The 25,109-nt window shown below is 64.8% G+C and carries 21 protein-coding genes and 1 tRNA gene; 9 read left to right on the top strand and 13 right to left on the bottom strand.

Annotated elements, in window-relative coordinates:
- Positions 1-102: 102 nt before the first annotated feature.
- Complete coding sequence (der, locus tag ASE49_RS09770) at positions 103-1,482, top strand: ribosome biogenesis GTPase Der (RefSeq protein ID WP_056771280.1); 1,380 nt, start codon at positions 103-105, stop codon at positions 1,480-1,482.
- A gap of 40 nt (positions 1,483-1,522) precedes the next feature.
- Here the strand turns inward: der and ASE49_RS09765 are convergent, their stop codons facing one another.
- From ASE49_RS09765 to ASE49_RS09745, 5 genes are all read right to left on the bottom strand, one after another.
- Positions 1,523-2,692 (bottom strand): AI-2E family transporter, encoded by a 1,170-nt coding sequence (locus tag ASE49_RS09765; protein WP_056772274.1) that lies wholly within the window; start codon positions 2,690-2,692, stop codon positions 1,523-1,525.
- Positions 2,693-2,774: 82 nt separating this feature from the next.
- A complete protein-coding gene (gene bfr / locus ASE49_RS09760) occupies positions 2,775-3,257 on the bottom strand; it encodes a bacterioferritin (RefSeq protein WP_056771277.1) in 483 nt (160 codons plus the stop codon).
- Between the two features lie 97 nt (positions 3,258-3,354).
- Positions 3,355-3,549 (bottom strand): (2Fe-2S)-binding protein, encoded by a 195-nt coding sequence (locus ASE49_RS09755; protein WP_056771276.1) that lies wholly within the window; start codon positions 3,547-3,549, stop codon positions 3,355-3,357.
- Between the two features lie 67 nt (positions 3,550-3,616).
- Positions 3,617-4,798: a DUF418 domain-containing protein gene (locus ASE49_RS09750; protein ID WP_235522922.1), complete on the bottom strand. Its 1,182-nt coding sequence runs from the start codon at positions 4,796-4,798 to the stop codon at positions 3,617-3,619.
- 95 nt (positions 4,799-4,893) lie between these two features.
- On the bottom strand, positions 4,894-6,003 hold the full coding sequence (locus tag ASE49_RS09745) for an SPOR domain-containing protein (protein WP_235522921.1): 1,110 nt from the start codon (positions 6,001-6,003) through the stop codon (positions 4,894-4,896).
- Positions 6,004-6,247: 244 nt separating this feature from the next.
- Between ASE49_RS09745 and ASE49_RS09740 the strand changes: the two genes are divergently transcribed.
- A complete protein-coding gene (locus ASE49_RS09740) occupies positions 6,248-6,967 on the top strand; it encodes a ParA family protein (RefSeq protein ID WP_056771272.1) in 720 nt (239 codons plus the stop codon).
- A 14-nt stretch (positions 6,968-6,981) separates the two neighbouring features.
- A complete protein-coding gene (locus ASE49_RS09735) occupies positions 6,982-8,262 on the top strand; it encodes an SPOR domain-containing protein (RefSeq protein ID WP_056771269.1) in 1,281 nt (426 codons plus the stop codon).
- A 21-nt stretch (positions 8,263-8,283) separates the two neighbouring features.
- Here the strand turns inward: ASE49_RS09735 and ASE49_RS09730 are convergent, their stop codons facing one another.
- Positions 8,284-9,525, bottom strand: a complete 1,242-nt coding sequence (locus ASE49_RS09730) for a dihydroorotase (RefSeq protein ID WP_056771266.1) — start codon at positions 9,523-9,525, stop codon at positions 8,284-8,286.
- Positions 9,522-10,502, bottom strand: coding sequence for an aspartate carbamoyltransferase catalytic subunit (locus ASE49_RS09725; RefSeq protein ID WP_056771263.1), 981 nt, complete (start codon positions 10,500-10,502; stop codon positions 9,522-9,524). The genes ASE49_RS09730 and ASE49_RS09725 overlap by 4 nt, the downstream gene beginning before the upstream one ends.
- 145 nt (positions 10,503-10,647) lie before the next feature.
- Here ASE49_RS09725 and sppA point away from each other — a divergent pair, with 145 nt between their 5' ends.
- A complete protein-coding gene (gene sppA / locus ASE49_RS09720; protein WP_056771260.1) occupies positions 10,648-12,549 on the top strand; it encodes a signal peptide peptidase SppA in 1,902 nt (633 codons plus the stop codon).
- A gap of 92 nt (positions 12,550-12,641) precedes the next feature.
- Here the strand turns inward: sppA and ASE49_RS18535 are convergent, their stop codons facing one another.
- Positions 12,642-12,806 (bottom strand): hypothetical protein, encoded by a 165-nt coding sequence (locus ASE49_RS18535; protein WP_200922005.1) that lies wholly within the window; start codon positions 12,804-12,806, stop codon positions 12,642-12,644.
- A 144-nt stretch (positions 12,807-12,950) separates the two neighbouring features.
- Here ASE49_RS18535 and ASE49_RS09715 point away from each other — a divergent pair.
- A tRNA-Leu gene (locus ASE49_RS09715) sits at positions 12,951-13,035 on the top strand.
- A 79-nt stretch (positions 13,036-13,114) separates the two neighbouring features.
- The gene (tig, locus tag ASE49_RS09710; RefSeq protein ID WP_056771258.1) at positions 13,115-14,704 is read left to right on the top strand and encodes a trigger factor; all 1,590 of its coding nucleotides are present in this window, start codon (positions 13,115-13,117) and stop codon (positions 14,702-14,704) included.
- Positions 14,705-14,786: 82 nt separating this feature from the next.
- On the opposite strand, the gene ASE49_RS09705 is transcribed toward tig, so the two are convergent.
- Positions 14,787-15,434, bottom strand: coding sequence for a hypothetical protein (locus tag ASE49_RS09705; protein ID WP_056771255.1), 648 nt, complete (start codon positions 15,432-15,434; stop codon positions 14,787-14,789).
- Positions 15,435-15,601: 167 nt separating this feature from the next.
- Positions 15,602-17,062, bottom strand: a complete 1,461-nt coding sequence (locus ASE49_RS09700) for an amidase (RefSeq protein WP_056771252.1) — start codon at positions 17,060-17,062, stop codon at positions 15,602-15,604.
- A gap of 222 nt (positions 17,063-17,284) precedes the next feature.
- Here ASE49_RS09700 and clpP point away from each other — a divergent pair, with 222 nt between their 5' ends.
- Together clpP and clpX are read left to right on the top strand one after the other, a co-directional pair.
- Complete coding sequence (gene clpP / locus ASE49_RS09695; RefSeq protein ID WP_056771249.1) at positions 17,285-17,950, top strand: ATP-dependent Clp endopeptidase proteolytic subunit ClpP; 666 nt, start codon at positions 17,285-17,287, stop codon at positions 17,948-17,950.
- 120 nt (positions 17,951-18,070) lie between these two features.
- Complete coding sequence (gene clpX / locus ASE49_RS09690) at positions 18,071-19,333, top strand: ATP-dependent Clp protease ATP-binding subunit ClpX (RefSeq protein ID WP_056771246.1); 1,263 nt, start codon at positions 18,071-18,073, stop codon at positions 19,331-19,333.
- A gap of 62 nt (positions 19,334-19,395) precedes the next feature.
- Here the strand turns inward: clpX and ASE49_RS09685 are convergent, their stop codons facing one another.
- Both ASE49_RS09685 and ASE49_RS09680 read right to left on the bottom strand, forming a co-directional pair.
- Positions 19,396-20,169 carry an aspartyl/asparaginyl beta-hydroxylase domain-containing protein gene (locus tag ASE49_RS09685; protein WP_056771244.1) on the bottom strand — a complete coding sequence of 258 codons (774 nt, stop codon included), beginning with the start codon at positions 20,167-20,169 and terminating at the stop codon, positions 19,396-19,398.
- 112 nt (positions 20,170-20,281) lie between these two features.
- Positions 20,282-21,241 (bottom strand): cation diffusion facilitator family transporter, encoded by a 960-nt coding sequence (locus tag ASE49_RS09680; protein ID WP_056771241.1) that lies wholly within the window; start codon positions 21,239-21,241, stop codon positions 20,282-20,284.
- 356 nt (positions 21,242-21,597) lie between these two features.
- Here ASE49_RS09680 and ASE49_RS09675 point away from each other — a divergent pair, with 356 nt between their 5' ends.
- Positions 21,598-24,240: a TonB-dependent receptor gene (locus ASE49_RS09675; RefSeq protein WP_056771238.1), complete on the top strand. Its 2,643-nt coding sequence runs from the start codon at positions 21,598-21,600 to the stop codon at positions 24,238-24,240.
- Between the two features lie 86 nt (positions 24,241-24,326).
- On the opposite strand, the gene mtgA is transcribed toward ASE49_RS09675, so the two are convergent.
- Complete coding sequence (gene mtgA / locus ASE49_RS09670; RefSeq protein WP_056771235.1) at positions 24,327-24,995, bottom strand: monofunctional biosynthetic peptidoglycan transglycosylase; 669 nt, start codon at positions 24,993-24,995, stop codon at positions 24,327-24,329.
- Between the last annotated feature and the right edge of the window lie 114 nt (positions 24,996-25,109).

The following is a 25,109-nucleotide window of genomic DNA, read 5'->3' as shown; positions in this document are numbered from 1 at the left end:
GGGCAACGGTCCGGCAATTACGATCTCGCAGGCAAGGCTTCAGAGATGCCGCCCGCGCGCAACGCTTGCCAAAACCGCCCGAAAACCCCATGCGCTGCGGACATGCTTCCCCAAGTCATCATTATCGGTCGGCCCAACGTCGGCAAGTCCACGCTGTTCAATCGGCTCGTCGGCAAGAAGCTCGCGCTGGTGGACGACCAGCCGGGCGTCACGCGCGATCGCCGGTTCGGCGATGTCGAACTGCTCGGCCTCAAATTCCAGATCGTCGACACCGCCGGGTGGGAGGACGACGAGGTCGAAACGCTGCCCGGCCGCATGCGCAAACAGACAGAGGCGGCGCTCGATACCGCAGACGTGGCGCTGTTCGTGGTGGACGCGCGCGCCGGGCTGACGCCGCTGGACGAGGAGATCGGCAACTGGCTGCGAGCCTCGCCGGTGCCCGTGATCCTGCTGGCCAACAAGGCCGAAGGGCGTTCGGGCGAGAGCGGCGTGCTGGAGTCCTATTCGCTGGGGCTGGGTGATCCGATCGGCTTTTCGGCTGAACACGGCATCGGCATGAGCGACCTGTTTGAAGCCCTGCTGCCGCATCTCGATCCGCTGCAGCCCGAAGAGCCCGAATTCGTTGAGGAAGAAGACGAGGAAGCACGGTTGCTGGCCCCGCTCAAGCTGGCGATCGTGGGCCGGCCCAATGCCGGCAAATCTACCCTCATCAACAAGCTGCTGGGCGAAGACCGGCTGCTGACCGGGCCGGAAGCGGGCATTACACGCGATTCGATCACCGTGGCCTGGGAATGGACCGATCCGAAGACGCAGAATGTGCGCCAGGTCCATCTGATCGACACCGCCGGCATGCGCAAGCGCGCCAACGTGGTCGAAAAGCTGGAGCGCATGGCCGTTGCCGACGCGCGCCATGCGATCGACTTTGCCGAAGTGGTGGTACTGCTGCTCGATGCCACGCGCGGACTGGAGCATCAGGACCTGACCATTGCCTCCAAGGTGCTGGAGGAAGGGCGCGCCCTGATGATCGCGATCAACAAGTGGGACGTAGCCGAAAACGCCTCGGGCCTGTTCAATGGCATTCGTGCAGCGCTTGACGAAGGGCTGGCGCAAGTGCGCGGGGTGCCGCTGCTGGCGGTGTCCGCGCGCACCGGCAAGGGACTGGACGAACTGATCGGGGCCGGCTTCACGATCCGCGAAGCCTGGAGCCGGCGCGTGCCCACCGCCGCGCTCAATCGCTGGTTCGATGATGCGCTGTCCGCCAATCCGCCACCCGCGCCGGGCGGAAAACGCATCAAGCTGCGCTATATCACGCAGGCCAAGACCCGGCCGCCGGGCTTCGTGGTGTTCGGCACGCGGCTGGATCTGCTGCCGGAAAGCTATAAGCGCTATCTGGTGAACAGCATGCGGCGGGAACTGGGTTTCGATTCGGTGCCGATCCGCATCAACCTGCGCAGCGCCAAGAACCCCTTCGCCAAGGATTGATGGGGCGCCGGCCGCAGGAGTGCGGGCGATTCTTTGGCAATCAGGACGGGTGGGCCACGGTTTCCTGCGCCGCGTGCTCAGGGCTTATTCGCTCTTCCACCGACGGGGCATCGCCCGATAGCGTTTGGGTGCGGGCTTCACGCTTCTGGCGGTGCTGGTTCCACACCGCGATGAACAGTGCGGCAATGACGGGGCCGATGATGAAGCCGTTCAGGCCGAACAGTTCCAGCCCCGCGACGGTCGCGATCAGCACCACGAAGTCCGGCATGCGGGTGTCACGGCCCACCAGGACCGGGCGCAGTACGTTGTCAACCATGCCGATGATGAACACGCCGCAGAACACCATGATCCCGGCCTTCACCATGTCACCGGTGGCGAACAGGTACAGCGCCACCGGCACCCAGACGATGGCCGTGCCGACGGCCGGGAAGAGTGAGAAGAAGCCCATCATCACCCCCCAGATGAGCGCACCTTCGATGCCCAGCACCGAGAACAGCAAGCCGCCCAGAACGCCCTGCACGATCGCGACTACCACAGTGCCGCGCATGGTGGCGCGCACCACGCGCAGAAAGTTTTCGACCAGCGAATCGCGGGTATCGGTGTGCAGCGGCAGGCTGGTGACGACCATCTCGCCGTAGCGCTTGCCGTCACGCAGCAGGAAATAGCTGAGGTACAGCATGATGCCCAGCGCCGCCACGAAGCTCAGCGCGCTTTGCCCCACCAGCAGCGCACGCCCGGCCAGGGATTGCAGGCCGCTGGAGATGCTGGAGCCGAATTGACGGCGGATAGAATCGAAATCGTTCAGCCCGGATTCCGCGATGAGGTTGCGTAGCCGGGTGGGCAGGGCGTCCATCACCTGCTGGAAAATCCGCCCGAAGTCGATCTGCCCGCTGGTGATCTTGCCGTACAACGCGGTCGCCTCGTTCACGAGGCTGATGCTGAGCAGCAAGGTGGGGATCACGAATACCGCGATCAACGCCAGCAGGACGATCGACGTGGCCAGGTTCTTGCGGCCGTTCAGCCGTGTGGCCAGCTTGGCGGTCAGTGGCTGGAACATGATTGCGGCGACCACGCCCCACAGTACCGCCCCGAAATAGGGGGTCATGAGGTAGGCAGTCGCCAGCGTGATCACGACCACGAGGATGGCAAAGCCTATATCCTCGGTGGTCGGACCGGACTGGCCGGTCGGTGTGCCAGGTCGTGAATTCATGATGTCCCCCGCAGTGCCCCGACGCACGGACGCGTCGCTTCGTCCGTGCATAAATGATCGCAGGGCCCAGGGTTCCCGGCGATTACTCCTCGCCGGAGGCCTTGCTTTGCAACTGGCAGTAGTTCTGAATGCCCATGCGTTCGATCATGTCGAACTGGGTATCGAGGTAATCGACGTGCTCTTCCTCGCTTTCGAGGATGCGCGCGAAGATTTCACGGCTCACGAAATCACGCACCGCCTCGCAGTGGGCGATGGCTTCCTTGAGCATCGGAATGGCGTCGTGTTCCAGCGCGAGATCGGCGCGCAGGATTTCCTCTACCGATTCGCCGACCCGCAGTTTGCCCAGCGCCTGGAAGTTGGGAAGCCCGCCCAGGAACAGGATACGATCGGCCAGCACGTCTGCGTGCTTCATCTCGTCGATGGATTCGTGGCGCTCGTATTCGGCCAGCTTGCGGATGCCCCAGTGGTGCAGCATGCGGTAATGCAGCCAGTACTGGTTGATCGCGGTAAGCTCGTTGAACAGCGCCTTGTTCAAGAAATCGATGACTTGTGGGTCGCCATTCATCGCGCAAAAACTCCTGTGATGCAGGGGCGGCGTATAAGCGGCGTGGCCAGTCTAGGCAAGCGAGTGGCCAGAAGTGATACTTGCCGGGAGGGCGGGATCAGGCCGCTGCGGCCATCCCCGTATCGCAGCTGGAAAGTTCGTCGGCGATGATGTCTTCGGCGTCGTCAAGGCACTGGCGGCACTGCGGGGTGCGTCCCAGCGCGCCATAAATCGCCTCCGCACTGCCACGGCACCGACGGGCGGCACAGCGCAGGTCTTTTTCGCGAATGGCATTGCAGATGCACACGTACATGAGCGAATCCTCTTATCCGCGGTCAGTATATGCAAGTGAGAATGGATCGCAATAGCATAAATTCGGGTCAGGTTCGTCGGTTGGCCAGAGGCTTGCCTTCCACCAGCGAGCGCCAGGCCCATTCCAGCGGCCCGCGCCGGAAGCGGTGCAGCCAGGGCTTGCTCCACGCCAGCATGATCGCCCACCCGCCGATCACGAACACCCACTGGGTCGCGGGCCGGATCTGGCCGTACAACCCCAGACCCCAGCCGTAAAAGGTGAACGTCATCGCCAGGCTGGTCAGCGCATAATTGCTGAATGCCATCTGGCCCGCCGCCGCCAGCCGCCGTCCGAAGCTGCCGCGCGCCAGGCGAGGGGCGGCCAGAACGATCAGCCCGGCATAACCGACCCCGCCCAGCACATGCGGCATGGCAAGCCCCCACACGATGGCCGCGTCCATCGCAACGGGTGGAAAATGCCGGGACCATGCCCACCCCAGAAACAGTGCGGTCAGCACGAACGCGGCGAACGTGCAGGACAGCGCGATATCCCGCACCCGCCAGCGCGGCATGCGTCCATCGAAAAAACCCCGGCGATAGAGCACCATGCCGATCAGCATCAAAGGCAGGGTTTCCGACCATGCCCCGGTGATCATCTGGATCTGCCAGAACGGGCGCTCGACGATCTTGATGCGCACGAGTTCAAGATAGGGCAGCGTCGCTTCGTGCAGTTCCTGCGCGGCCCATTCCCGGACCGGCGCCAGGCGCCCGGCCAGAAGCTCCATGTCCGCCGGCGTGGCGAGATGGCGGCGCAAGGCGGTTTCGGCATGGATCGCGGGGGCGGCGTCCACCATCCCCCAGATGTGCCAGCCGTAATACAGCGACAGCGCGATCCACAGCAGCATACGGTCATCCAGCGGACGCATCAGCAGAACGATGATCCCGCAGGCCGCATACAGAAACAGGATGTCCCCCCACCACAGGAATACGTAGTGCAGGAAACCGAACATCAGCAGCCACGCGAGCCGCCGCATTTGCAGGACATCGCCGTCGCGCCCGGCCGCTTCGGTCCGTTCCCAGAACAGCACCAGTCCCGCCCCGAACAGCAGCGTGAACAGCGCGCGCATCTTGCCCTCGAAGACCAGAAACGAGAGCGCGAAAGCTGCCTCGTCCATAAGACGTGCGGGAGCGAGCAGGTTGGGGGTGGTGGCGGTGACCATCGGGCCGGAAAAGCCGGCGATGTTGATCGCCAGGATGCCCAGTATCGCCACGCCGCGAATGAGGTCCAGCGTCGCCAGTCGTGTCTGTGTCGCCCCCGGTGCAAGAGCGGGTTCGGCCTCCCCGGCAGACAGGGTGGCCGGATCGCTCAGTCGCGTGTCGCCAGGCAGGTGAAGCCGCCAGCCCGCAACCGGGCGCAGGCGCTTTGCGCATCCGCGCTCGATGCAAAGCCGGTGGCCTGAAGCTTGGTCAGCTTCCCGGCGGGCGCCAGCACGCGCGTGCGGCCTGACAGTTCGGAACGCCCCTTGATCCGCGCCCACAGCGCTTCGGCGTTGCCCGGCACCCCGAAGGCGCCCAACTGCACCCGCCAGGGGCCAGAGGCTGCAACCGGTGTGGGACGGGGAGCTGGCTTGGCGGATGGCGCGGGCTTGGGAGCAGGCGTGGCAGGTGGGGCGGGAGGACGCCGCTCGCGCTCCGGTCGCTCGGTCGAAGATTGCGCTGGATGCACGGTGACGGCGGGGCGCGCGCTAGCGATGACGGCGGGCTTGCGATCAGGCGTCGGTTGGCGAGCCGGCGCGGGCTCAGCCAAGGCAAGCTGCGTGCCCAGTTCGGCGGAGGCGTTGAGGCGTTGGCGATTGGCCTGCGTTTGCGCCGCGATCTGTTCGGCCAGCACTACGCTTTTCTCACGGTCCGGCAGCGGGATGTGCTGGTCCATCTGCTGCAGGGCGCTGGTGGCCTGGGGCAGTCCCGCCTGGCGGGCGAGGCTAGTGAGGGCATAGGCGCGCACCCAGTCCTTCGTCGCAATGTCGCCGTTGAAGTGCGCCACGCCCATGATGTACTGCGCACGCGGATCGCCGCGCGATGCCGCCGCCTCGATGTAGGGCAGCGCCTTTTGCCGCTCTCCGCGCTGGAACAGCAGCAGCCCGTAGGCGTCGGCAGCCTGCGTGTGCCCCTTTGCTGCCGCCCGCCCATACAGCGCTTCGGCCCTCGCCAGATCCAGCGGAACGCCGCGACCCATCTTGTAGGCTTGCGCCAGATTGAACTGCGCGTCGGGATCACCCTTGTCGGCCAGGGGCTGCCAGATGCGCACGGCGGCATCATAGTTGCCGGCAGACCAGGCATCGACGCCGGACTTCACGTCGCCCGCTGCAGGAGCCTGCGCGATGGCGGGCGCGGTCGACAGCGTCAGGCACGCCGCTGCCACCACGGCCAGGACGGCCCTTGCAGAAAGACCCTTGTGCATCGCGATTCTGCTCACTGCCCTGCCTTCACACCCCGCCCGCCTTGGTTAACCTGCGCCTTGCGCCGGCCTTACGAAGGGATGGTTGCACTTTGAACTCAGGAACGCCCTAAAGTCGAACAGTTAATGCACGGTGCACGCACAAACCGGGCTGCGCGATCCCGTTTCCGGCCGTCTAGGCAATTAACCTTAAATTAGGAGCAATTTGGCATTCGTGCGGTGTGGGGGTGACGCCCCGTCATGGACGGATCGGGGGAACGCTGTGCGCGTATTGGCATTGGCATCGCAGAAAGGCGGATCGGGCAAGACGACCCTGTCCGGCCATCTGGCGGTGCAGGCGCAACGCGCGAACGCGGGGCCGGTCGTGCTCATCGACATCGACCCCCAAGGATCGCTGACTGACTGGTGGAACGAGCGCGAGGCCGAAATGCCCGCTTTCGCGCAGACCACCGTCGCGCGGCTTGCAGCGGATCTGCAGACATTGCGCCAGCAAGGGTTCAAGCTGGCAGTCATCGACACTCCGCCCGCCATTACCATGGCGATCCAGAGCGTGATCGCGGTGGCCGAACTGATCGTCATACCCACCCGGCCCAGCCCGCATGACTTGCGCGCGGTGGGTGCGACGGTGGATTTGTGCGAGCGGGCGGGCAAGCCGCTGGTGTTCGTCGTCAACGCCGCAACGGCAACTGCGCGGATCACGGCGGAAGCTGCGATCGCCTTGTCGCAGCATGGCACCGTGGCGCCGGTCACCGTGCACCAGCGCACCGATTTTGCCGCCTCGATGATCGATGGCCGCACGGTGATGGAGGTGGACCCGCGCGGGCGCTCGTCCGCCGAAATCGCGGTGCTGTGGGATTACGTGGCCGATCGGCTGGAAAAGAATTTTCGCCGCACCGTCTTTGCCGCTCCGCCCACGGGCCAGGCAGCGCATCCCGGCGCGCTGCGGCCCACCGGTGGTTTCGGTCGGCGGGTGAACGCATGAGGATGGGAATACACATGATGGATCGCAACGCGCGCGGCGCCGGCTTCACGCTGTGCTCGGCGATGGTGGCCGCGCTGCTGGGCGGATGCTCGGGCCATGCCTCGCTGGCAAGCGCGGACAAGGCGCAAGTGTCCGGTCGGCGCGGCGGCGAGGCGGGACAGGTCACCGGCGATGTGGCCTTGGCGAAAGCGGAGGCGCGTGTCGCCAAGGCGCGCACGGATGGCGCGGCGCGGGCAGACCTCGCACAAACCTATCTGGCAGCAGGCCGCTTTGCTTCGGCGGCCACCACGTTCGAGGATGCCGTTACGCTTGGCAACACGTCGGCCCGCACCGGCCTGGGGCTGGCGCTGGCGTATATCGGATCGGGCCGTAATGCGGAGGCGCAGGCCGCGCTGGCTCGCTGGCAGGCGCAGCTTCCGGCCAGCGATTACGGGCTGGCGCTGGCGCTGGCCGGACAACCGGCAGCGGGGGTAGAGGCCTTGTCCGCCGCACTGCGCGCCGGGGCGAACACCCCCAAGATGCGCCAGAACCTGGCCTATGCCTATGCGCTGGACGGTCGCTGGGCCGAAGCGCGCGTGGTCGCCATGCAGGACGTGCCCGCCGACCAGATCGACGCCCGTCTTGCGGAATGGGCAGCGAGCGATGGCGCTGACACGGGCCGCATGCGCATTGCTGCGATGCTGGGCACGGAGGTGCGCAGCGATCCCGGCCAGCCAACGGCGCTGGCGTTGAACCGGCCGGCGGTGGCCGCGCCTGCCCTTGCTGCTGTCGAGGCTCCGATGCCGCCCCAGGCTGCCGCCGAGTTGCCTGCCGTGGCGCAAGCTCAGCCTCAGGCCGCGCCGGAGGCGGCAGTCTTGGCGCAGGCACCCGCGGTGGCGCCGAAACTCGCCGCGCGACCTGCAATGGAAGCGGCGAATTTCACGCCGCCACGCACGTCCATCGAGCGTGCGTTCGACCATGGCATCGCGAAGGCCCAGGCGCCGCGTCCGGCTGCCAAGGGCAACCATGTGGTGCAGCTGGGCTCGTTCGGGACGATGGAGGGCGCCAAGCGTGCGTGGGCGATTTTCCAGCGCCGCGATCCGTCGCTGCGCGGCCATGCCTTGCGCATCACCGAAGCGAATGTGAACGGCCGGCGGTATTTCCGGGTGGCTGCCGAAAATTTCGCGCGCGGCAGTGCGCAGTCCCTGTGTTCCGGCGTCAAGCAGCGCGGCGGGGAGTGCTTTGCCTATGAAGCACCCCATGCACAGCCGGGCACCGCGCCGAAGGGCAAGGGCCCACAACTCGCCCTGCGATGATCGCAGCGCGAGTTGGTACGCTTAGCGCGCGCGCACTGCCGTGCCGCCTTTGAACAGCGCCAGCACCCGACCTTGCACCGGCTGACGGTCGAACGGGGTATTACCGGCACTGGCCGCCATCTTGTCCGCGTTGACGATCCACGGACGCTCGGGGTCGATCACCGCGATGTCCGCCTCTGTGCCCACAGCCAGTCGCCCCGCATTCACGCCCAGCAGCCGCGCCGGGTTGCCGGCCAGCAATGCGAACGCGCGGTCCATATCGATCGCCCCATCACGCACCAGCGTGAGGGTGAGCGGCAGCAGCGTTTCCGCGCCTGACATGCCGGGCGCCGAATCGGCGAACGGTAGACGCTTGTCTTCCGGCCCGCGCGGATCATGGCCGGACGCCACGATGTCTATCGTGCCATCGGCGATGGCGGCGACGACGGCGTTGCGATCTGCCTCGCTGCGCAGCGCCGGGGAGAGGTGGGTGAACGTACGGAACGCCCCGATCGCCAGGTCCGACAGCATGAAGTAGGCTGGGCTCACCCCTGCTGTCACCTGCACCCCGCGCGCCTTGGCCGTGCGCACCAGATCGAGCCCTGCCGCTGTCGTCACGTTGCGGAAATGGATCGCGGCCCCGGCCATGTCGGCCAGTGCGATGTCGCGGGCAATGGCGATGGCCTCGGCCTGCGCCGGGGCGCAGGGAAGGCCAAGCCGTGTCGCCATCTCGCCGGCGGTGGCGACCGCGTTGCCGACGATCCCAGCGTCCTCTGCGTGCGCGATCACCACCATGCCCAGCATGCCGGTGTATTGCAGCAGCCGCAGCATGGTGCCCGAATCGCCGATCCAGCGCCGCCCCGTGGATACCGCGCGCGCCCCGGCATCGCGCATCATAGCGATCTCGGCCAGGGCCTTGCCGTCCAGCCCCTGCGTGGCGGCGGCCAGGGGGTGAACCCAGAAGTCCGGCTTGCCGGACTGGGCGGCAAAGCGCACCCGTGCCGATACGTCCAGCGGCGGGTTCTGGTCTGGCATCAGCGCGGCGCGGGTGATCCCGCCGAAGTGAAAGGCCGGCTTGTCGATCGCGAACACGCCGATATCGACGAGCCCCGGCGTCACTAGCGCGCCGCCCGCATCGTGCACGATGTCGCCGTCCCGGGGCGTCACATCGCTGCCGATGGCGGTGATGAACCCGCCTTCGCACCGCACCGCGCCAGCGGCGATGGTTCCGTCCGCCAGCAGTCCCCGGCCGCCGGTGATGGTGAGGGGGGCGTGCATGCTCATGCCCAGCCCTCCAGCTTGCGGCTCTTGCGGGTCAGCACGTCAAGGCAGGCCATGCGGATCGCCACCCCCATTTCGACCTGCCGGGTGATGAGCGAGCGATCGAGATGATCGGCCACGTTGCTGTCGATCTCGACCCCGCGGTTCATCGGGCCGGGGTGCATCACCAGCGCATCGGGCTCCGCCTTCGCCAGCCGGTCCAGCGTCAGGCCATACAAGTGGCGGTATTCGCGCGGGGAGGGGATGAACTGGCCCTCCATCCGCTCCATCTGCAGGCGCAGCATCATCACCACGTCCGCGCCTTTTAGCGCCGCATCGAAATCGTGGAACACGGTAACGCTCATCCGCTCGATATCGGCGGGCATCAGCGCGGGCGGCGCGCAGACCCGCACATCGGCGCCCAGCGCGTTGAGGCACAGGATGTTGGAGCGCGCCACGCGGCTGTGCAGGATGTCGCCGCAGATCGTCACGCGCAGGCCGTTGAACGCGCGCTTGGCGTGGCGGATCGTCAGCGCATCCAGCAGGGCCTGCGTGGGATGTTCGTGCTGCCCGTCCCCTGCGTTCAGCACCGGACAGTCCACCTTGTCGGCGATCAGTTGTACCGCACCCGAACTGGCGTGGCGGATGACGATGGCATCGGCGCGCATCGAATTGAGCGTCATCGCCGTATCGATCAGCGTTTCGCCCTTCTTCACGCTGGAATTGGCGACGGCCATGTTCACCACGTCGGCCCCAAGCCGCTTGCCGGCGATCTCGAAGCTGAGCAGCGTGCGCGTGGAGTTTTCGAAAAACGCGTTGATGATCGTGAGGCCGGAGAGCAGCTCGCGCCGTTTCTGGGCGCCCCGGTTCATCTCCACCCACTGCTCCGCCTCATCCAGCAGGAACCAGATCTCGTGCGGGGCTAGGCCGGCGATGCCCGTGAGGCCGCGATGCGGGAAGGCGAGAGCGCCATCCGGATAGGTGTATTCTGGCGGTGTCATTAAAGACCACGCCATAAGCGGCGGATCGGCGGCGGGCAAGGGGCGTGGAGCGGCGATACCCCCGGCGCGTTGCGCGCCCGCGCAAGCAACGCTTTCCTACACCGCACTGCAACAGCTAAGGCGGCAGGCGAAAGGTGATCCCCCCATGAGATTCGCGCGCAAGGTCTGGAAGCTGCTGGTTGCCGTCAAGGACGCGCTGGCGCTGCTGTTTCTGCTGGGCTTCTTCGGGATCATCTACGCCGCGCTTGCCGCGCGCCCGGCGCCCGGACGGGTGGAGGACGGCGCGCTGCTGCTCACGCTGGACGGCACCGTGGTCGAGGAAAAGAGCCGCCCCGATCCGCTGCGCCTGCTGATGAGTTCGCAAGGCCCGGCGCATGAATTTGCGGCCAGCGACGTGGAGCGCGCGCTTCGTCTGGCGGCCACGGACGATCGCATCAAGGTGGTGGTGCTCGACCTGTCGCGGTTCGTGGGCGGGCGCTACGTCCACCTGCATGACATCGGCGCGGGCATCGACGCGGTGCGCCGCGCGGGCAAGCCGGTGCTGACTTTCGCGAACGTCTATGCCGACGATGGCGTGCAGCTTGCCGCCCATGCCAGCGAAGCGTGGGTCGATCCGATGGGCGGCGCGTTCGTGGCAGGGCCGGGCGGTAACTATCAGTTCTACAAGGGCCTGTTCGACAAGTTCAAGGTGAACGCCCACGTGTTCCGGGTCGGCACGTACAAGAGCGCGGTAGAGCCGTACATGCGCGCCGATTTTTCGCCCGAGGCGCGCGAAGACCTGAAGCTGGTGCTCGATTCGCAGTGGAGTGCCTACCGCGCCGAGATCGCCAAGGCCCGCCCGCGCGCGCAGCTTGACCGGATGACCGGCGATCCGGTGGCGTTCATCAAGGCATCGGGCGGCGACATGGCCGCAGCGGCCAAGGCTGCCGGCCTGGTCGATCGCATCGGTGACAAGACCGAGTTCGAGGCGCGGGTGGAAAAGCTCGTCGGCAAAAGCACGATCGGCCACGGCGATGCGGATGACGTGCCCGATTACGCCCACACCACGCTGGCCACCTGGCTGGCGGCCAATCCGGTAAAGACCGACGGCGCCGCGATCGGCGTGGTCACCATCGCGGGTGAAATCGTCGATGGCGATGCCGGTCCCGGCACGGCAGGGGGTGACCGGATCGCCCGGCTGCTCGACGATCATGTGGACGACGGGATGAAGGCGCTGGTGGTGCGCATCGATTCGCCCGGCGGGTCGGTGATGGCATCGGAACGCATCCGCCGGGCTATCATGCGCTGGCGCAACGCGAAGATCCCGGTCGTGGTCTCGATGGGCTCGATGGCGGCGAGCGGTGGGTACTGGGTGTCAACGCCGGGCCAGCGCGTGTTTGCAGAGCCGGCCACCATCACCGGCTCCATCGGCGTATTCGCGGTCGTCACCAGCTTCGAAAAGACCCTGGCGGACTTTGGCGTCACCAGCGACGGGGTGCAGACGACCCCGCTATCCGGCCAGCCCGATGTGCTGGGGGGGCTCAGCCCGCAAGCGGAAGGTCTGCTGCAAAGCTCGGTCGAAGGCATATACGGGCAGTTCCTCGCCCGGGTGGGCGCCGCCCGTGGCAAGACCCCGGCGCAGGTAGACGCCATCGCGCAAGGCCGTGTGTGGCCGAGTTCGGACGGACAGCGGCTGGGTCTGGTGGACCAGATGGGCGGGCTGGATGCCGCGCTGGCGTATGCTGCAAAGCTGGGCGGCGTTGGCAACGGTGCGTGGCATGCTGTGCCGCTGAAGGACAAGCCCGATACCTTTGGCGCATTGCTGGCGGGGCTCGCCTCCGATTCGCAGGACGAGGCGAGCGCGTATGATTTTGCCGGGCTTCTGGCCACGCGCCAGCGGCTGCAGATGGCGCAGGCGATTACCCGGCTGGATGCGATGCTGGGCGCGCAGGGGGTGCAGGCGTATTGTCTGGAGTGCGCCGTGGCCGGCGATTACCGAGCGGGGCAAGAAAAGCCCGTCAGCGGTTCAACGCTGGCGCTGTTGGCGCGATTGGCTGGAAGAAAATAGCGCGGTTGTGAACACGCGGACCACTTGGGCCGCCATCAAAAAATAAGACCCGCCGCCGTATGGCTGCGGGTCTTATTGCGTATCAGGCCGGGTCAGTCGGGTGGGGGCAGTTCCACCGGCACGCTATCGGGCTGATCGAAATCGGGGCCTTCGGCGGGCGCTTCCTGCGGTCCGCCGGGCGCATCGGGCGAGCCGTCGGGGGTGGGGAATTCCGCCGGGGTATCACCGGGATTGTCGGCAGGGGGCTGCGATGCCATCGGTCTTGCTCCTCTCGCCCCGTCCCACAGTTCAACTTGGGGGGCAGGGGCGGTGTGCGCAACCCCTATACCGACTCGTGGCGCTTGCCCTTTTTCGCGGCGGGCTATAAGGGCCCGTCCCTTGAGTTTCAGGCTTCTCTCTTTGCGGGCGTGGCGGAATTGGTAGACGCGCTGGTTTTAGGTACCAGTATCGAAAGATGTGGGGGTTCGAGTCCCTTCGCCCGCACCAGTTTACGCCGCCCTGGGGAGGGGAGTCGCGTCGAAATCGGCCGAAGAGGCCCTTTGGATTGCACAGGAAGGCATTCGAAATGCAGATCGTCGAGACCACCAACGAGGGCCTGAAGCGCGCCTACACGGTGACTATCCCCGCCAAGACCATCACCGGCAAGATCGAGGGTGAGGTCAAGAAGATCGCGCCGCAGGTCAAGATGCCCGGCTTCCGCCCCGGCAAGGTGCCCGCCAACCTGGTGAAGAAGCTGCATGGCCCGGCCATCCATCAGGAAGCGCTGAACACCTCGATCCGCGAGGCGATGGATACGCTGATGGCCGACAAGGCGCTGCGCCCGGCGATGAACCCGGATATCGCGCTGGCTGACGGGTACGAGGAAGGCAAAGATGCCGAGCTGACCGTAAACCTGGAAGTGCTGCCGCAGATCGAAGCACCCTCGCTGGACGGCCTGAAGCTGGAAAAGCTGACGGTTCCGGTGTCGGACGATGCCGTCACCGAAGCGGTGGAGCGCATCGCCAAGCAGCAGCAGCGTTTCGAAACCAAGGATGGCGCCGCCGAAGACGGCGACCAGGTCATCATCGACTTCACCGGCAAGCTTGACGGTGTCGAGTTCGAAGGCGGCAAGGCCGAAAAGGCCCCGCTGGTGATTGGCGCGAACCGCTTCATCCCCGGCTTCGAAGAGCAGCTCACGGGTATCAAGGCCGGTGAAGAGCGCACCATCACGGTGACCTTTCCCGAGGATTACCAGGCCGAAAACCTGGCGGGCAAGGAAACCACCTTCGATATCGTCGCGCACGAAGTGAAGGCGCCTGCCGAATCGAAGCTGGATGACGATTTCGCCAAGGAACTGGGCCTTGAAAGCCTGGAGCAGCTGCAAGGCCTGCTGCGCGGCCAGCTGGAGCAAGAAACTGCCGGCCTGACCCGTACCGCCATGAAGCGCTCGCTCCTGGATCAGCTGGCCGCCGGTCATGACTTCGACGTTCCGCCCACGATGGTGGAAGCCGAGTTTTCGCAGATCTGGCAGCAGCTGACGCAGGAAGCCGCCAACGAGGAAGATCCCGCCGCCGCGCTGGCCGAGATCGAGGCCGAGAAGGACGACTACCGCAAGATCGCCGAGCGCCGGGTGCGTCTTGGCCTGTTGCTGTCCGAAATCGGCCAGGTGAACGGCGTGGAAGTGACCGCTCAGGAAATGCAGGCGCTGATGGGCCAGGCCGCGCAGCAGTACCGCCCGGAAGATCGCCAGCGCTTCTTCGAATACGTGCAGCAGGACCCGATGGTCGCCGCGCAGCTGCGCGCGCCGCTGTACGAGGACAAGGTCGTCGATTTCCTGATCGAAAAGGCTGACGTTACCGAGCGTGAAGTGACCCGCGAGGAACTGCAGGCCGCGATCGAGGCCGACGCTGACGGCGAAAAGCCTGCCAGCGAGGCCAAGCCCGCCAAGAAGGCTCCCGCGAAGAAGGCGAAGAAGGCTGACGATGCGGCCGACGAGGCTTCGCCTGAAGCCGCTGACGGCGAAGACAAGCCGAAGAAGGCCCCGCCCAAGAAGGCCAAGAAGGCCGACGATGCCGCTGAGGAGGCTACTCTTGAAGCCACTGACGGCGAGGCTGACGAGGCCAAGCCCGCCAAGAAGGCTCCCGCCAAGAAGAAGGCTGCGGCCAAGGAGGATTGATCCTTCGCGGCGCGTGCCAGATCAAACAAAAAGCCCCGGTGCATCGCTGCACCGGGGCTTTTTGTGTCTCTAAACCAGTGCTTCAGTTCATGACTTTGCCGAACGGCATGAGCTTGCGCGCCAGTGCCGCCGCCGTTTTCCCGTCGTTGGCGCGCAGTGCCGGCAGGATGGCGAGCGCCGCGCGTTTCATGATGCCGTCGATCGGGGTGGGCGTGCGGGCATTGGCGGCGGCTTCGGCCAGCCGGCGGGCCGGGGCCACATCGTCCTGATTCAGCCTTATCTGCAGCAGCGCGGCAAACCCCGGGTAAAACGCGTTGTTGCCGCCAAGCGCCACGGCGCGGCCGAGGGCCGTTTCGCCGACCTGCTCGCGGGCGCCCAGCGCGGTGCGCGCCAGGAATGTGCCAAGCTGGTCGATTGCGCCCAGATGCCATCCGGCGATGACCATCTGCGCTTCGGCATCGCGCGGGTTCTGGTCCGCCAGCTTCTGCGACATATCAAGCGAGGCGCGCACGTCGGATCGGCTGCGCGTCAGCTTGCCGCGATAGCCGATGGCGATGGCGCGCTGCAGCATGGCTTCATGATCGCCGGGGCGGCTGGTCAGGATGCGGTCAGACGCGACGATCGCCTGGTTGACCAGCGCCAGCGCCTGCGGCTTGGTAGGGGCCTGGAAAGCGGCAACGATCAGCAGGTCACGCGGCGTTTCCGCCACGGCGAGCGCAGGTGCAGCCATCGCCAATGCGCTGGCTGCTATCAATAGGGATCGGTACACGCGTTCTCCGGGCAGGTCGTTCAGGTGTATGATGGAACAGGATTTTCCATATCGCCAGCGGTTATTGCCGGCCCGTGCGACCTTCGCGTTCTGCGCCGTGTCAGTCGTCTATGGGTCTGCGGCAGCTTTCACTCGTGCCAGTTGCGCAAGTCAGGCGTTGCCAGCCGTGCGCGCCGGGCCCGCTCATACGCTGCGCCGATCCGCAGGACCTTGGCGTCATTCCACCGCCCGGCCATGAACGACAGGCCGACCGGCAATCCCTCGACCGCGCCCATCGGCACCGACAAGTGCGGATAACCGGCCACGGCGGCCAACGTGCCCGCGCCGATATCCAGGAAATGATCGCCCAGCACCGGATCGATGGGAGATGCGGGGCTGGCGGTGGGGGCGATCAGCACGTCCACCTTGTACCTGGCCAGCAGCGCGTCGATCCCTTCCGCGCCGGCAAGCCGCACCGCGTCGGCGCGGGCCTTGGCATATTCCGCGGGGTCTGTGCTGGTCAGCGCCTTCTCGAAGGTTTCCTGCCCGTACCAGCGCAATTCATCGCCTGCGTGCGCCTTGTTGAAGGCGATCAGCCCCGCAAGGTCGCGCGCTGCGGGATGCCCCGGCAGCGCGGCCAGATAAGCGTTGATCCCGGTGCGGAACTCATGCGCGAGAACGGTGAATTCGGCCTCGCCAAGCCGATCGTCCGGCTTGAAGTCGATCTCGACGACTTGCGCCCCGGCGCGCTTCATGTCGGCCACGGCCTTGTCGAACAGGGCTGTCACTGATGGCATCGAGCCCACCTGCCGCCGCAGCACACCGATGCGCACGCCCTTCAAACTGGCCTTGGCGAGGCCAGCGGTGAAATCGACCATATGCGATCCGGCCGTGGCGGTGGTCGGGTCCGCCGGATCCGCGCCGGCGATGGTGTTGAGCAGCAGGGCTGCGTCGGCAACGCTGGCGGCCATCGGCCCGGCGGTATCCTGGCTGACGCTGATCGGCACGATCAGGGCGCGGCTGACCAGCCCCACGGTCGGCTTGAAGCCGACGATGCCGTTGACGGAGGCGGGGCAGGTGATCGACCCGTCCGTCTCGGTGCCGATCGCTGCCCATGCCATGCCCGCCGCCACCGCCGCGCCGCTGCCGGCGGACGAGCCGCACGGGCTGCGATCCAGCGCAAAGGGGTTGCGTGTCTGGCCGCCGACCGCGCTCCATCCGCTGGATGAGCGGTCACCGCGAAAGTTCGCCCATTCGGACAAGTTGGTCTTGCCCAGGATGACCGCCCCCGATGCGCGCAACCGGGAAACTAGCGGCGCATCACGGCCCGTGCGGTTGTCCTTCAACGCCAGGCTGCCGGCGGTCGTGGGCATGTCGCGCGTTTCGATGTTGTCCTTGATCAGCACCGCGTGCCCGGCGAGCGGGCCTTGGCCAGTCGCTCTCAGCGATTCGTCCGGCGCGACCACCAGCACCGCGCGCAAGGTCGGGCCAGCCTTATCCATCGCCGCGATCCGCCCCAGATACGTCTGCACCGTTTCGGGCGAGGCAATGGCCGCACACGGGCCAAGGGCGAGCAGGGCCCCAAAGGTCGCAAGACTGGATTTTCGCATGAGTCGCCGTGGTCCCCCCGCGCCGCCGAAACGGCGTCGCCCTGGGGTTGTGGCCGCAGATGCGGGTGCATGCAATATGGCGGTGCGGTGGCCGGCAAGATCGCAATTACACCTGCAGCGGGGCGCGTCATCCCCGGCCCATTGCGGTCAGGCCGGGTTAACCCCCTTGAACATCGCGTGCTGCCACGCGACATAGGCGAGGCAAATCACATGAGGACTCCCATGCTCGACCTGTTCGGCGCATCCAACGCCCAAGGAAAGTTCACCACCGATCCGGTAACCGGCGCGCTCGTGCCGATGGTCGTCGAGCAGACCAGCCGGGGCGAACGCAGCTTCGACATCTATTCGCGCCTCCTTCGCGAACGCATCGTGTTCATCACCGGCCAGGTGGAAGATCACATGGCCTCGCTGATCGTGGCGCAGCTGCTGTTCCTGGAATCGGAGAATCCGTCGAAAGATATTTCGATGTACATCAACTCACCCGGCGGCGTGGTGACGGCGGGCATGGCGATCCATGACACGATGCAGTACATCAAGCCGCGCGTGTCCACCGTGTGCATCGGCCAGGCCGCTTCGATGGGCAGCTTCCTGCTCGCCGCCGGTGAGCCGGGCATGCGCATTGCGCTGCCTAATGCGCGCATCATGGTCCACCAGCCCTCGGGCGGTGCGCAGGGCATGGCCAGCGACATCGAGATCCAGGCGCGCGAGATCCTGCGGATGCGCAAGCGCCTGAACGATCTTTATGTGAAATATACCGGCAAGACGCTCGACTCGATCGAGAAGGCGATGGACCGCGATACGTTCCTTGAGGCCGAGGAGGCCTTGGCTTTCGGCTTGGTGGACAAGGTTTTCGAAACGCGTCCCGAAGCCGACAAGGCGGACGCCTGATCATCGAAACGCGGGGGCGGCGCTTCAGGCTATCGCAAGCATTTGGCGCTAGGATTGCAAAACCCGCTCCCCCCGGAGTAGAGTGAACGAGTCGCCTCAGCAGGAGGCTAAGTACGGAAAATGACGAAATTGAGCGGATCTGACGCGAAAAGCACCCTTTACTGCAGCTTCTGCGGTAAGTCGCAGCATGAAGTGCGCAAGCTGATCGCGGGACCAACGGTGTTCATCTGCGACGAATGTGTCGAGCTTTGCAATGACATCATTCGCGAAGAAACGAAGGCCGGGATCGCGGGGCGCAAGGACGGCGAAGTCGTCTCCCCCCGTGAAATCTGCGAGACGCTGAACGACTATGTGATCGGCCAGGAACGCGCCAAGCGCGTGCTGTCGGTGGCTGTCCACAACCACTACAAGCGCCTGAAGCACAGCGGCAAGCAGGGTGATGTCGAGCTTTCGAAGTCGAACATTCTGCTGGTCGGGCCAACCGGTTCGGGCAAGACGCTGCTGGCGCAGACCTTGGCCAAGACGTTCGACGTGCCCTTCACCATGGCCGACGCCACCACGCTGACCGAAGCCGGTTATGTGGGTGAGGATGTGGAGAACATCATCCTCAAGCTGCTGCAGTCTTCGGACTACAACGTCGAAAAGGCGCAGCAGGGCATTGTCTATATCGACGAGATCGACAAGATCAGCCGCAAGGCCGAAAACCCGTCGATCACCCGCGACGTGTCCGGCGAAGGTGTGCAACAGGCCTTGCTCAAGCTGATGGAAGGCACCACCGCCTCGGTGCCGCCACAGGGCGGACGCAAGCATCCTCAGCAGGAATTCCTGCAGGTGGACACCACGAACATTCTGTTCATCTGCGGCGGCGCGTTTGCCGGACTGGACAAGATCATTGCCGACCGTTTGCAGAAGCGTTCGATCGGTTTTGGTGCCCATGTCGCCGATCCGGACAAGCGCCGGGTGGGCGAACTGCTCCAAAAGGCGGAGCCTGAGGATCTGCTCAAGTTCGGCCTGATCCCCGAATTCGTCGGTCGTCTGCCAGTGATCGCCACCTTGAACGACCTCGATATCGAGGCGCTGGTGAAGATCCTTAAGGAGCCAAAGAACGCGCTGATCAAGCAGTATGCGCGTCTGTTCGATCTGGAGGACGTGGAACTCACGTTCACTGATGAGGCGCTCGAAGCGATTGCCCAGAAGGCGATCGAGCGCAAAACCGGTGCACGCGGCCTGCGTTCCATCGTGGAAAGCCTGCTGCTCGACACCATGTTCGACCTGCCGACCGAGCGCGATATCGCCGAAGTCGTGGTGGACAAGGACGTGGTCGAAGGCCGCAAGCAGCCGGTTAGGGTGCTCAAGGGCGACAAGACCGAAGCCGCCGCCTGACGGGTCCAAGTTACGCACGAAAAGCCCGGCCGGGAAACCGGTCGGGCTTTTCGTGTCCGCGCTCAGTTGACTGGCGGGCGTTCTCCGGCGCGGTCGATTGCCAGGCGGATATCTCTCACGAAGCGCGAATGCCGCACGCCGAACAGGAAGGTGTTCTGAATCAGGTTGCCAAGGCCCCGGCATGGGCGCTTGATCTGAATGAGCAGGATGTAGCGGTCCTCGTCGGTGTCGTTCCACACTTCATGATTGAACATGTCGTCGAACAGGAACGACTGGCCCTCGTCCCAGTGCAGCACGTGCAGCTTGTCCGGCCCTTCAAGGTGCATGCGGCAGTTTTCCCGATCGCGCGGGGCTTTCAGCGCCAGATGATAGGTCAGCATGCCCTTGGTCATGCCCCAGTGGCGCGGAATGTGGCCCCCGGCCTCGATCACCGAGAAGTTTGCGGTGACGAGCCCGGGCACTTTCTCGATCAGCGCGGCGGTCAGCGGTGCGCGCGCAGTGTTCGCCTTCATTCGGTAGCCATAGCCCTTGAGGAAGAACGCCCGCCAGCGCCGGTCAGCGGCGATGCGCCCGTGATCGAAGGAGATATCGCCCAGGGAGGGAATATCCTCGGCCCGGATGCGCAATGCCTCGTCGCGGATCGCCTCCCAGTGCTGTTCCAGCTTGGCGATCCACGGGAAGAACGCCTTGTCCTGCACTGCCGCGTCGGGGATCAGCGAGGTCCGCATGATCACGGCATCGATCTTGGGGCGCAGTTCCTTGCCGATCTGAAACAGCGACTTGTTGACGAAAGGCACTTTCCAGCCGCGTGCGTTGACGGTCTGGTTCCAGTTCACAGGCAATCTCCTTCAGCGCGGCAGTGCACACGCGCGTTGCGTCCGACATAATCGCAAGGCCCGGTGCCATCCAGCCCCAAGACCGGAAATTTCGGATGGAAGGGCTGGTCGTTCAGACGACGGCTTTGCTCTGCAGCGCACAGGCACTGTGCGGGTTGGTTTCGATCTGCACGGTGGGGTGGCCGATGCCGAATTCGTGGTCGAGGTCATGCGCCAGCGTGTGCAGGAAAGCGTCGCCCGGCTGCCCTGCCGGCATCACCAGATGCGCGGTCAAGGCGGTTTCCGTCGTGCTCATCGGCCAGATGTGCAGGTCGTGCACGCGGGTGACGCCGGGACGCGATTCGAGGTAGCTGCGCACTTTGGTGCTGTCGATGCGATCGGGCACGCCCAGCATACCCATGCGCAGCGAATCGCGCAGCAGACCCCAACTGGACCATGCGATCACCAGGGTGATGACGATCGACGCGATCGGATCGACCAGCACCCACCCGGTGGCCGCGATCAGGAAGCCTGCGCCCACCACGCCCACGGAAACCAGCGCGTCGGCCATCAGGTGCACGAACGCGGCCCGCAGGTTGAGGTCGGATTTGGAGCCTTTGGCGAACAGCAGGGCAGACAGAGCGTTAACCGCGATGCCGATGGCTGCCACGATGATCATGGTGGTGCCGCCCACCGGCGCCGGGTCCGCGAACCGGCGGATCGTCTCTACCAGAATCGCGCCGATGGCGACCCACAGCAACGCCGCATTGGCGATGGCGGCCAGGATCGAGGAGCTTTTCAAGCCATAGGTGAAGCGTTCGGACGGCGGGCGGGCCGACAATATGGCAGCGGCCCAGCCAAGCGAAAGGGACAGGACATCGGACAGGTTGTGCCCGGCATCCGCGATCAGCGCCATCGACCCACTGCTGAAACCCGCGATCGCCTCGCCGATAACGAACAGCAGATTGAGCGACACCGCGATCGCAAACGCCTTGCCGGCGTTTACGGACGGGGTCGGGTGGGCATGGGAGTGCCCGTGCCCGTGCGAATGTCCATGGCCGTGGTGGCTATGATTATGATGTCCAGCGCTCATTCCGGTCGCTTGGCACGAGGCCCTCCACGTCAGCAAGCTATGACGTAACATATCCTCCAAGCATTCGGATCGTGCAAGGCTCCGCAACAATCGGATTACGTTGCGTGTGGCATTTGTGCCGCATTGCCAAACGGGTGCTGGTTAGCAACACACTGATAAAAATGGGATATTTGGATATATCAATGGATATGTGACGGTAGTGTCACTAAAATCATCAATGCTGGAACCAAATGAGTCCCCATTGACAGAAAGTTGTCATATTTCGCTGCTCTTAGCGGGTGCAGCAATCCTGCGATGTTCTCGAAATATTGTCGCACATTGTCACTCGATCGTTCTGACAGGCTCAGGGGCAAACCATGAAGTTTCACGCCATCCTTTCCGCCGCGACCAGCACGCTGGCTGTAGGCACCGCTTTCATCGCAATGCCTGCGTTCGCGCAGTCCACCGGTTCCACCGCGTTCGATGACGACACGATCGTCGTCACCGGTCAGGTCAACCGTGACATCGGCGGCGTCAAGCTGCCCGATTCGACCAAGTCGAAGCAGGTGTTGACCCAGGCCATCATCGGCAATCAGCGCGCTGGCCAGTCGGTTTCGGAAATCATCAACCTGGTGCCCGGCGTCAGCTTCCAGAACCAGGATCCCTATGGATCTTCGGGCGGCACGCTCAACATCCGCGGGTTCGATGGCAGCCGCATTTCGCTGACCGTTGACGGCATTCCGCTCAACGATACGGGCAACTACGCGCAGTATTCCAACCAGCAGCTTGACCCTGAGTTGATCGAGCAGATCAACGTCAACCTGGGCACCACCGATGTCGACAGCCCCACCGCAGCGGCAACCGGTTCGACGGTGAACTACCGCACCCGTCTGCCCAAGGAAGATTTTGGCGCACGCATGGTCGGCTCGGCCGGCCAGTTCGGCTTTTTCCGCATGTTCGGCGTGATCGACACCGGTGAGTTCACCTCGATGGGTACGCGCGCGTTCTTCGCGGCCAGCCATGCCGAAGCGGAAAATCCGTATCAGCGCACGAGCAAGACCAACAAGAACCAGTACAACGCCAAGATCTACCAGCCGCTAGGTGACAACGGCGATTTCATTGCGATTGCGGGCAATTACAATGAGAACCGCAACGGCAACTTCTCGTCCGTTCCCTTGCGCACCGACCCGTACGTTTACTCGGTTACCGGAACGTCCCCGCGCCAGACGCTGGTGCAGACCCCGCGCGTTGTGGGCAGCACCTCCAGCAATCGCTTCCCCACTTCCAAGGGTGAGCGCGACTACACGTTCGGCCCCTGCCAGACCGACGCCCCGCAGGGCGGCGTTGCGGACACGCCCAACAGCTGCGGCGTCCCGTTTGACTACAGCTTCAACCCGTCGAACACCGGCAACATCCGCGTCAACTCCAAGTTCACGCTGAGCGACAGCCTGGTGCTGACCGTTGACCCGAGCTATCAGTACACCAAGGCCAACGGCGGCACCGGCGCGGTCAAGGGCAACGAAGGCTTCTACAGCCGCGCTGCTACCGGAACCTTGCGTGCGGTTACCCCGATCTATGGCTACATCGGTGGCCAGCCGTATTTCGGCGGCGTGGACCTGAACGGTGACGGCGATATCCTCGACACCCCCGGTCGCAACGCCGCTACCAACGCGCTGACCAACACCACGCAGGGCGTGGAAGTGTACGCGCCCAGCGAAACCAAGACCAACCGCTATGGCGTGATTGCCAACCTGATCTGGAATGCGGCTGATGGCCAGACCTTCCGTCTGAACTACTCGTTCGACTATGGTCGTCACCGTCAGACCGGCGAAGTCACGCTGCTCCGTCGTAACGGATACACCACCACGTATTTCCCCGAGGACAATCCGCTGCTCGACGCTTCGGGTCTTCCGATCCAGAAGCGCAACCGCAAGTCCATCGCCATGCTCAACCAGCTGTCGGCGGAATACACCGGCAAGTTCATGAACGATCGTCTTTCGGTCAACCTGGGGCTGCGTTCGCCCTGGTTCACGCGCAAGCTGAACAACCTGTGCGTCACCGAAGCTGGCGGTTCGTTCGTGGATTGCTTCAATGATGCAGCATCGCAGGCTGCATTCCTGGCAGCCAATCCGACCTACGTCGCGCCGATCAAGCGCACCTACAAGTTCCACAAGTTCCTGCCGACCGCAGGCGTGAACTTCCAGGTTGTCAACGACGTCAGTCTGTATGCCAACTACACCAAGGGCATCCAGGTTCCGGGCACCGACAACCTGTATCAGTCGCTTGGTTTCGCACCGGGCACCGCAACGCCCAAGCCCGAAACCACCGACAACGTCGACGTGGGCGCGCGCATCGTGTCAGGCAAGTTCCAGGCGCAGCTTTCGGGCTGGTACACCTGGTTCAGCAACCGTCTGGCATCCTCCTACGATCCTGAGCTGGATCTGACGATCTACCGCAACCTGGGCAAGGTGCATAAGTACGGCCTGGACGGCAGCGTCGGCTACTCGCCGATCCCGGAACTGACCATCTATGGTTTCGGTTCGGTCCTGAAGTCGAAGATCCTCGACAACGTGCAGACGGGCACCGCAGGCGGCGTTCCCGTTTACGCGCTGACCGCCGGCAAGCGTGAAGGTGGCGCGCCCACCTACATGTTCGGTGGCCGCGTGCAGGGCAACCTGGGCCCGGTCGAACTGGGTGTGCAGGCCAAGCGCACCGGTCCGCGTTACGTGAACGACCAGAACCTGCCGATCGTGTCGACGTACACCCTGAACGGCGTCGTCACGCCGTATCAGGTCTACGGCGCCAAGGCTCCGGCCTACACCGTGGTCGATCTCGATGCGAAGGTGAGCCTGGCGTTCCTGGGTCTGAACGACCAGACTTACCTGCAGGTCAACGCGACCAACATCTTCAACAAGCTGTACGTCGCAGGCTTCACCTCGAACACGGCGACCAACTCGATCCCGTTCGCATACGTCGGCGCGCCGCGCACGATCAGCGGCACGATCTCGATGGGCTTCTGATCGAAGCACGTCCGTCGTCAGACAAAAAAAGGGGGAGGGGCCGCAAGGCTCCTCCCTTTTTTTATGGGCAGAGCGGAGCGCCCGGCTTAATTGTAGACGCAGGCGTCGTAGCCCTGGCGCTTCACCATGCCGATGCGGCCGGCGATGGTGTTGCCGTAGCGGCGGGTAAAGCCAGCGGGGTTGATCACCGAGCGGGTCTTGGGGCTGGGCAGGGCGGCGGCCATGCGACCCGCCTCGGCGGGACTCAGGCTGGCGGCGGACGTGCCGAAGTATCGCTGGGCGCCGGCTTCCACGCCGTACGTGCCGATGCCGGTTTCCGCCACGTTGAGATACACTTCCATGATCCGGCGCTTGCCCCACAGGTTTTCGATCAGGAACGTGAACCACACCTCAAAACCCTTGCGCAGATACCGCGTCCATCCGTCGCCCTGCCAAAGAAACACGTTCTTGGCGGTCTGCTGGCTGATGGTGGAGCCACCGCGCACGCGCCCGCCCTTGGCGTTGCGCTCCATGGCCTTTTCGATGGCGTCAGTGTCGAAGCCGTGGTGCGAACAGAACTTGCCGTCCTCGGCGGCGATGGCGGCGGCCACCATGTTGCGATCGATCCGGCTGAGCGGCACCCAATCCTTGGTGATACCGTTGCCGTCCACCAGCATGGTTACGGTCACCGGCGGGGGCACGAAGCGATACAGCAGGGTCAGGCCAACACTGATCGCAACGAACCACACGATGACCTTGGCGATGATACGCAGCATTCGATGACAGGCTCCGCTAGGTAGGCACACAAAATGGTGGCGCACCCTGACAGGCGTAGCGGGGTTTTCGCGTCCGCTCCAGCATGGTCATGGGCTAACAAAAAACCGGAGCGT

Origin of the sequence: Novosphingobium sp. Leaf2 (assembly GCF_001421325.1) — a bacterium.
In the GTDB taxonomy this organism is placed as follows: domain Bacteria; phylum Pseudomonadota; class Alphaproteobacteria; order Sphingomonadales; family Sphingomonadaceae; genus Novosphingobium.
The sequence above is the reverse complement of the archived record's forward strand: the minus strand, read 5'-3'. Positions and strand labels throughout refer to the sequence as shown.

Coding starts and splice junctions, on each gene's coding strand:
- der (WP_056771280.1), top strand. CDS start 103: ATGCTTCCCCAAGTCATCATTATCGGTCGGCCCAACGTCGGCAAGTCC.
- ASE49_RS09765 (WP_056772274.1), bottom strand. CDS start 2,692: ATGAATTCACGACCTGGCACACCGACCGGCCAGTCCGGTCCGACCACC.
- bfr (WP_056771277.1), bottom strand. CDS start 3,257: ATGAATGGCGACCCACAAGTCATCGATTTCTTGAACAAGGCGCTGTTC.
- ASE49_RS09755 (WP_056771276.1), bottom strand. CDS start 3,549: ATGTACGTGTGCATCTGCAATGCCATTCGCGAAAAAGACCTGCGCTGT.
- ASE49_RS09735 (WP_056771269.1), top strand. CDS start 6,982: ATGATGGATCGCAACGCGCGCGGCGCCGGCTTCACGCTGTGCTCGGCG.
- ASE49_RS09730 (WP_056771266.1), bottom strand. CDS start 9,525: ATGAGCATGCACGCCCCCCTCACCATCACCGGCGGCCGGGGACTGCTG.
- ASE49_RS09725 (WP_056771263.1), bottom strand. CDS start 10,502: ATGACACCGCCAGAATACACCTATCCGGATGGCGCTCTCGCCTTCCCG.
- sppA (WP_056771260.1), top strand. CDS start 10,648: ATGAGATTCGCGCGCAAGGTCTGGAAGCTGCTGGTTGCCGTCAAGGAC.
- ASE49_RS18535 (WP_200922005.1), bottom strand. CDS start 12,806: ATGGCATCGCAGCCCCCTGCCGACAATCCCGGTGATACCCCGGCGGAA.
- tig (WP_056771258.1), top strand. CDS start 13,115: ATGCAGATCGTCGAGACCACCAACGAGGGCCTGAAGCGCGCCTACACG.
- ASE49_RS09705 (WP_056771255.1), bottom strand. CDS start 15,434: ATGGCTGCACCTGCGCTCGCCGTGGCGGAAACGCCGCGTGACCTGCTG.
- ASE49_RS09700 (WP_056771252.1), bottom strand. CDS start 17,062: ATGCGAAAATCCAGTCTTGCGACCTTTGGGGCCCTGCTCGCCCTTGGC.
- clpP (WP_056771249.1), top strand. CDS start 17,285: ATGCTCGACCTGTTCGGCGCATCCAACGCCCAAGGAAAGTTCACCACC.
- clpX (WP_056771246.1), top strand. CDS start 18,071: ATGACGAAATTGAGCGGATCTGACGCGAAAAGCACCCTTTACTGCAGC.
- ASE49_RS09680 (WP_056771241.1), bottom strand. CDS start 21,241: ATGAGCGCTGGACATCATAATCATAGCCACCACGGCCATGGACATTCG.
- ASE49_RS09675 (WP_056771238.1), top strand. CDS start 21,598: ATGAAGTTTCACGCCATCCTTTCCGCCGCGACCAGCACGCTGGCTGTA.
- mtgA (WP_056771235.1), bottom strand. CDS start 24,995: ATGCTGCGTATCATCGCCAAGGTCATCGTGTGGTTCGTTGCGATCAGT.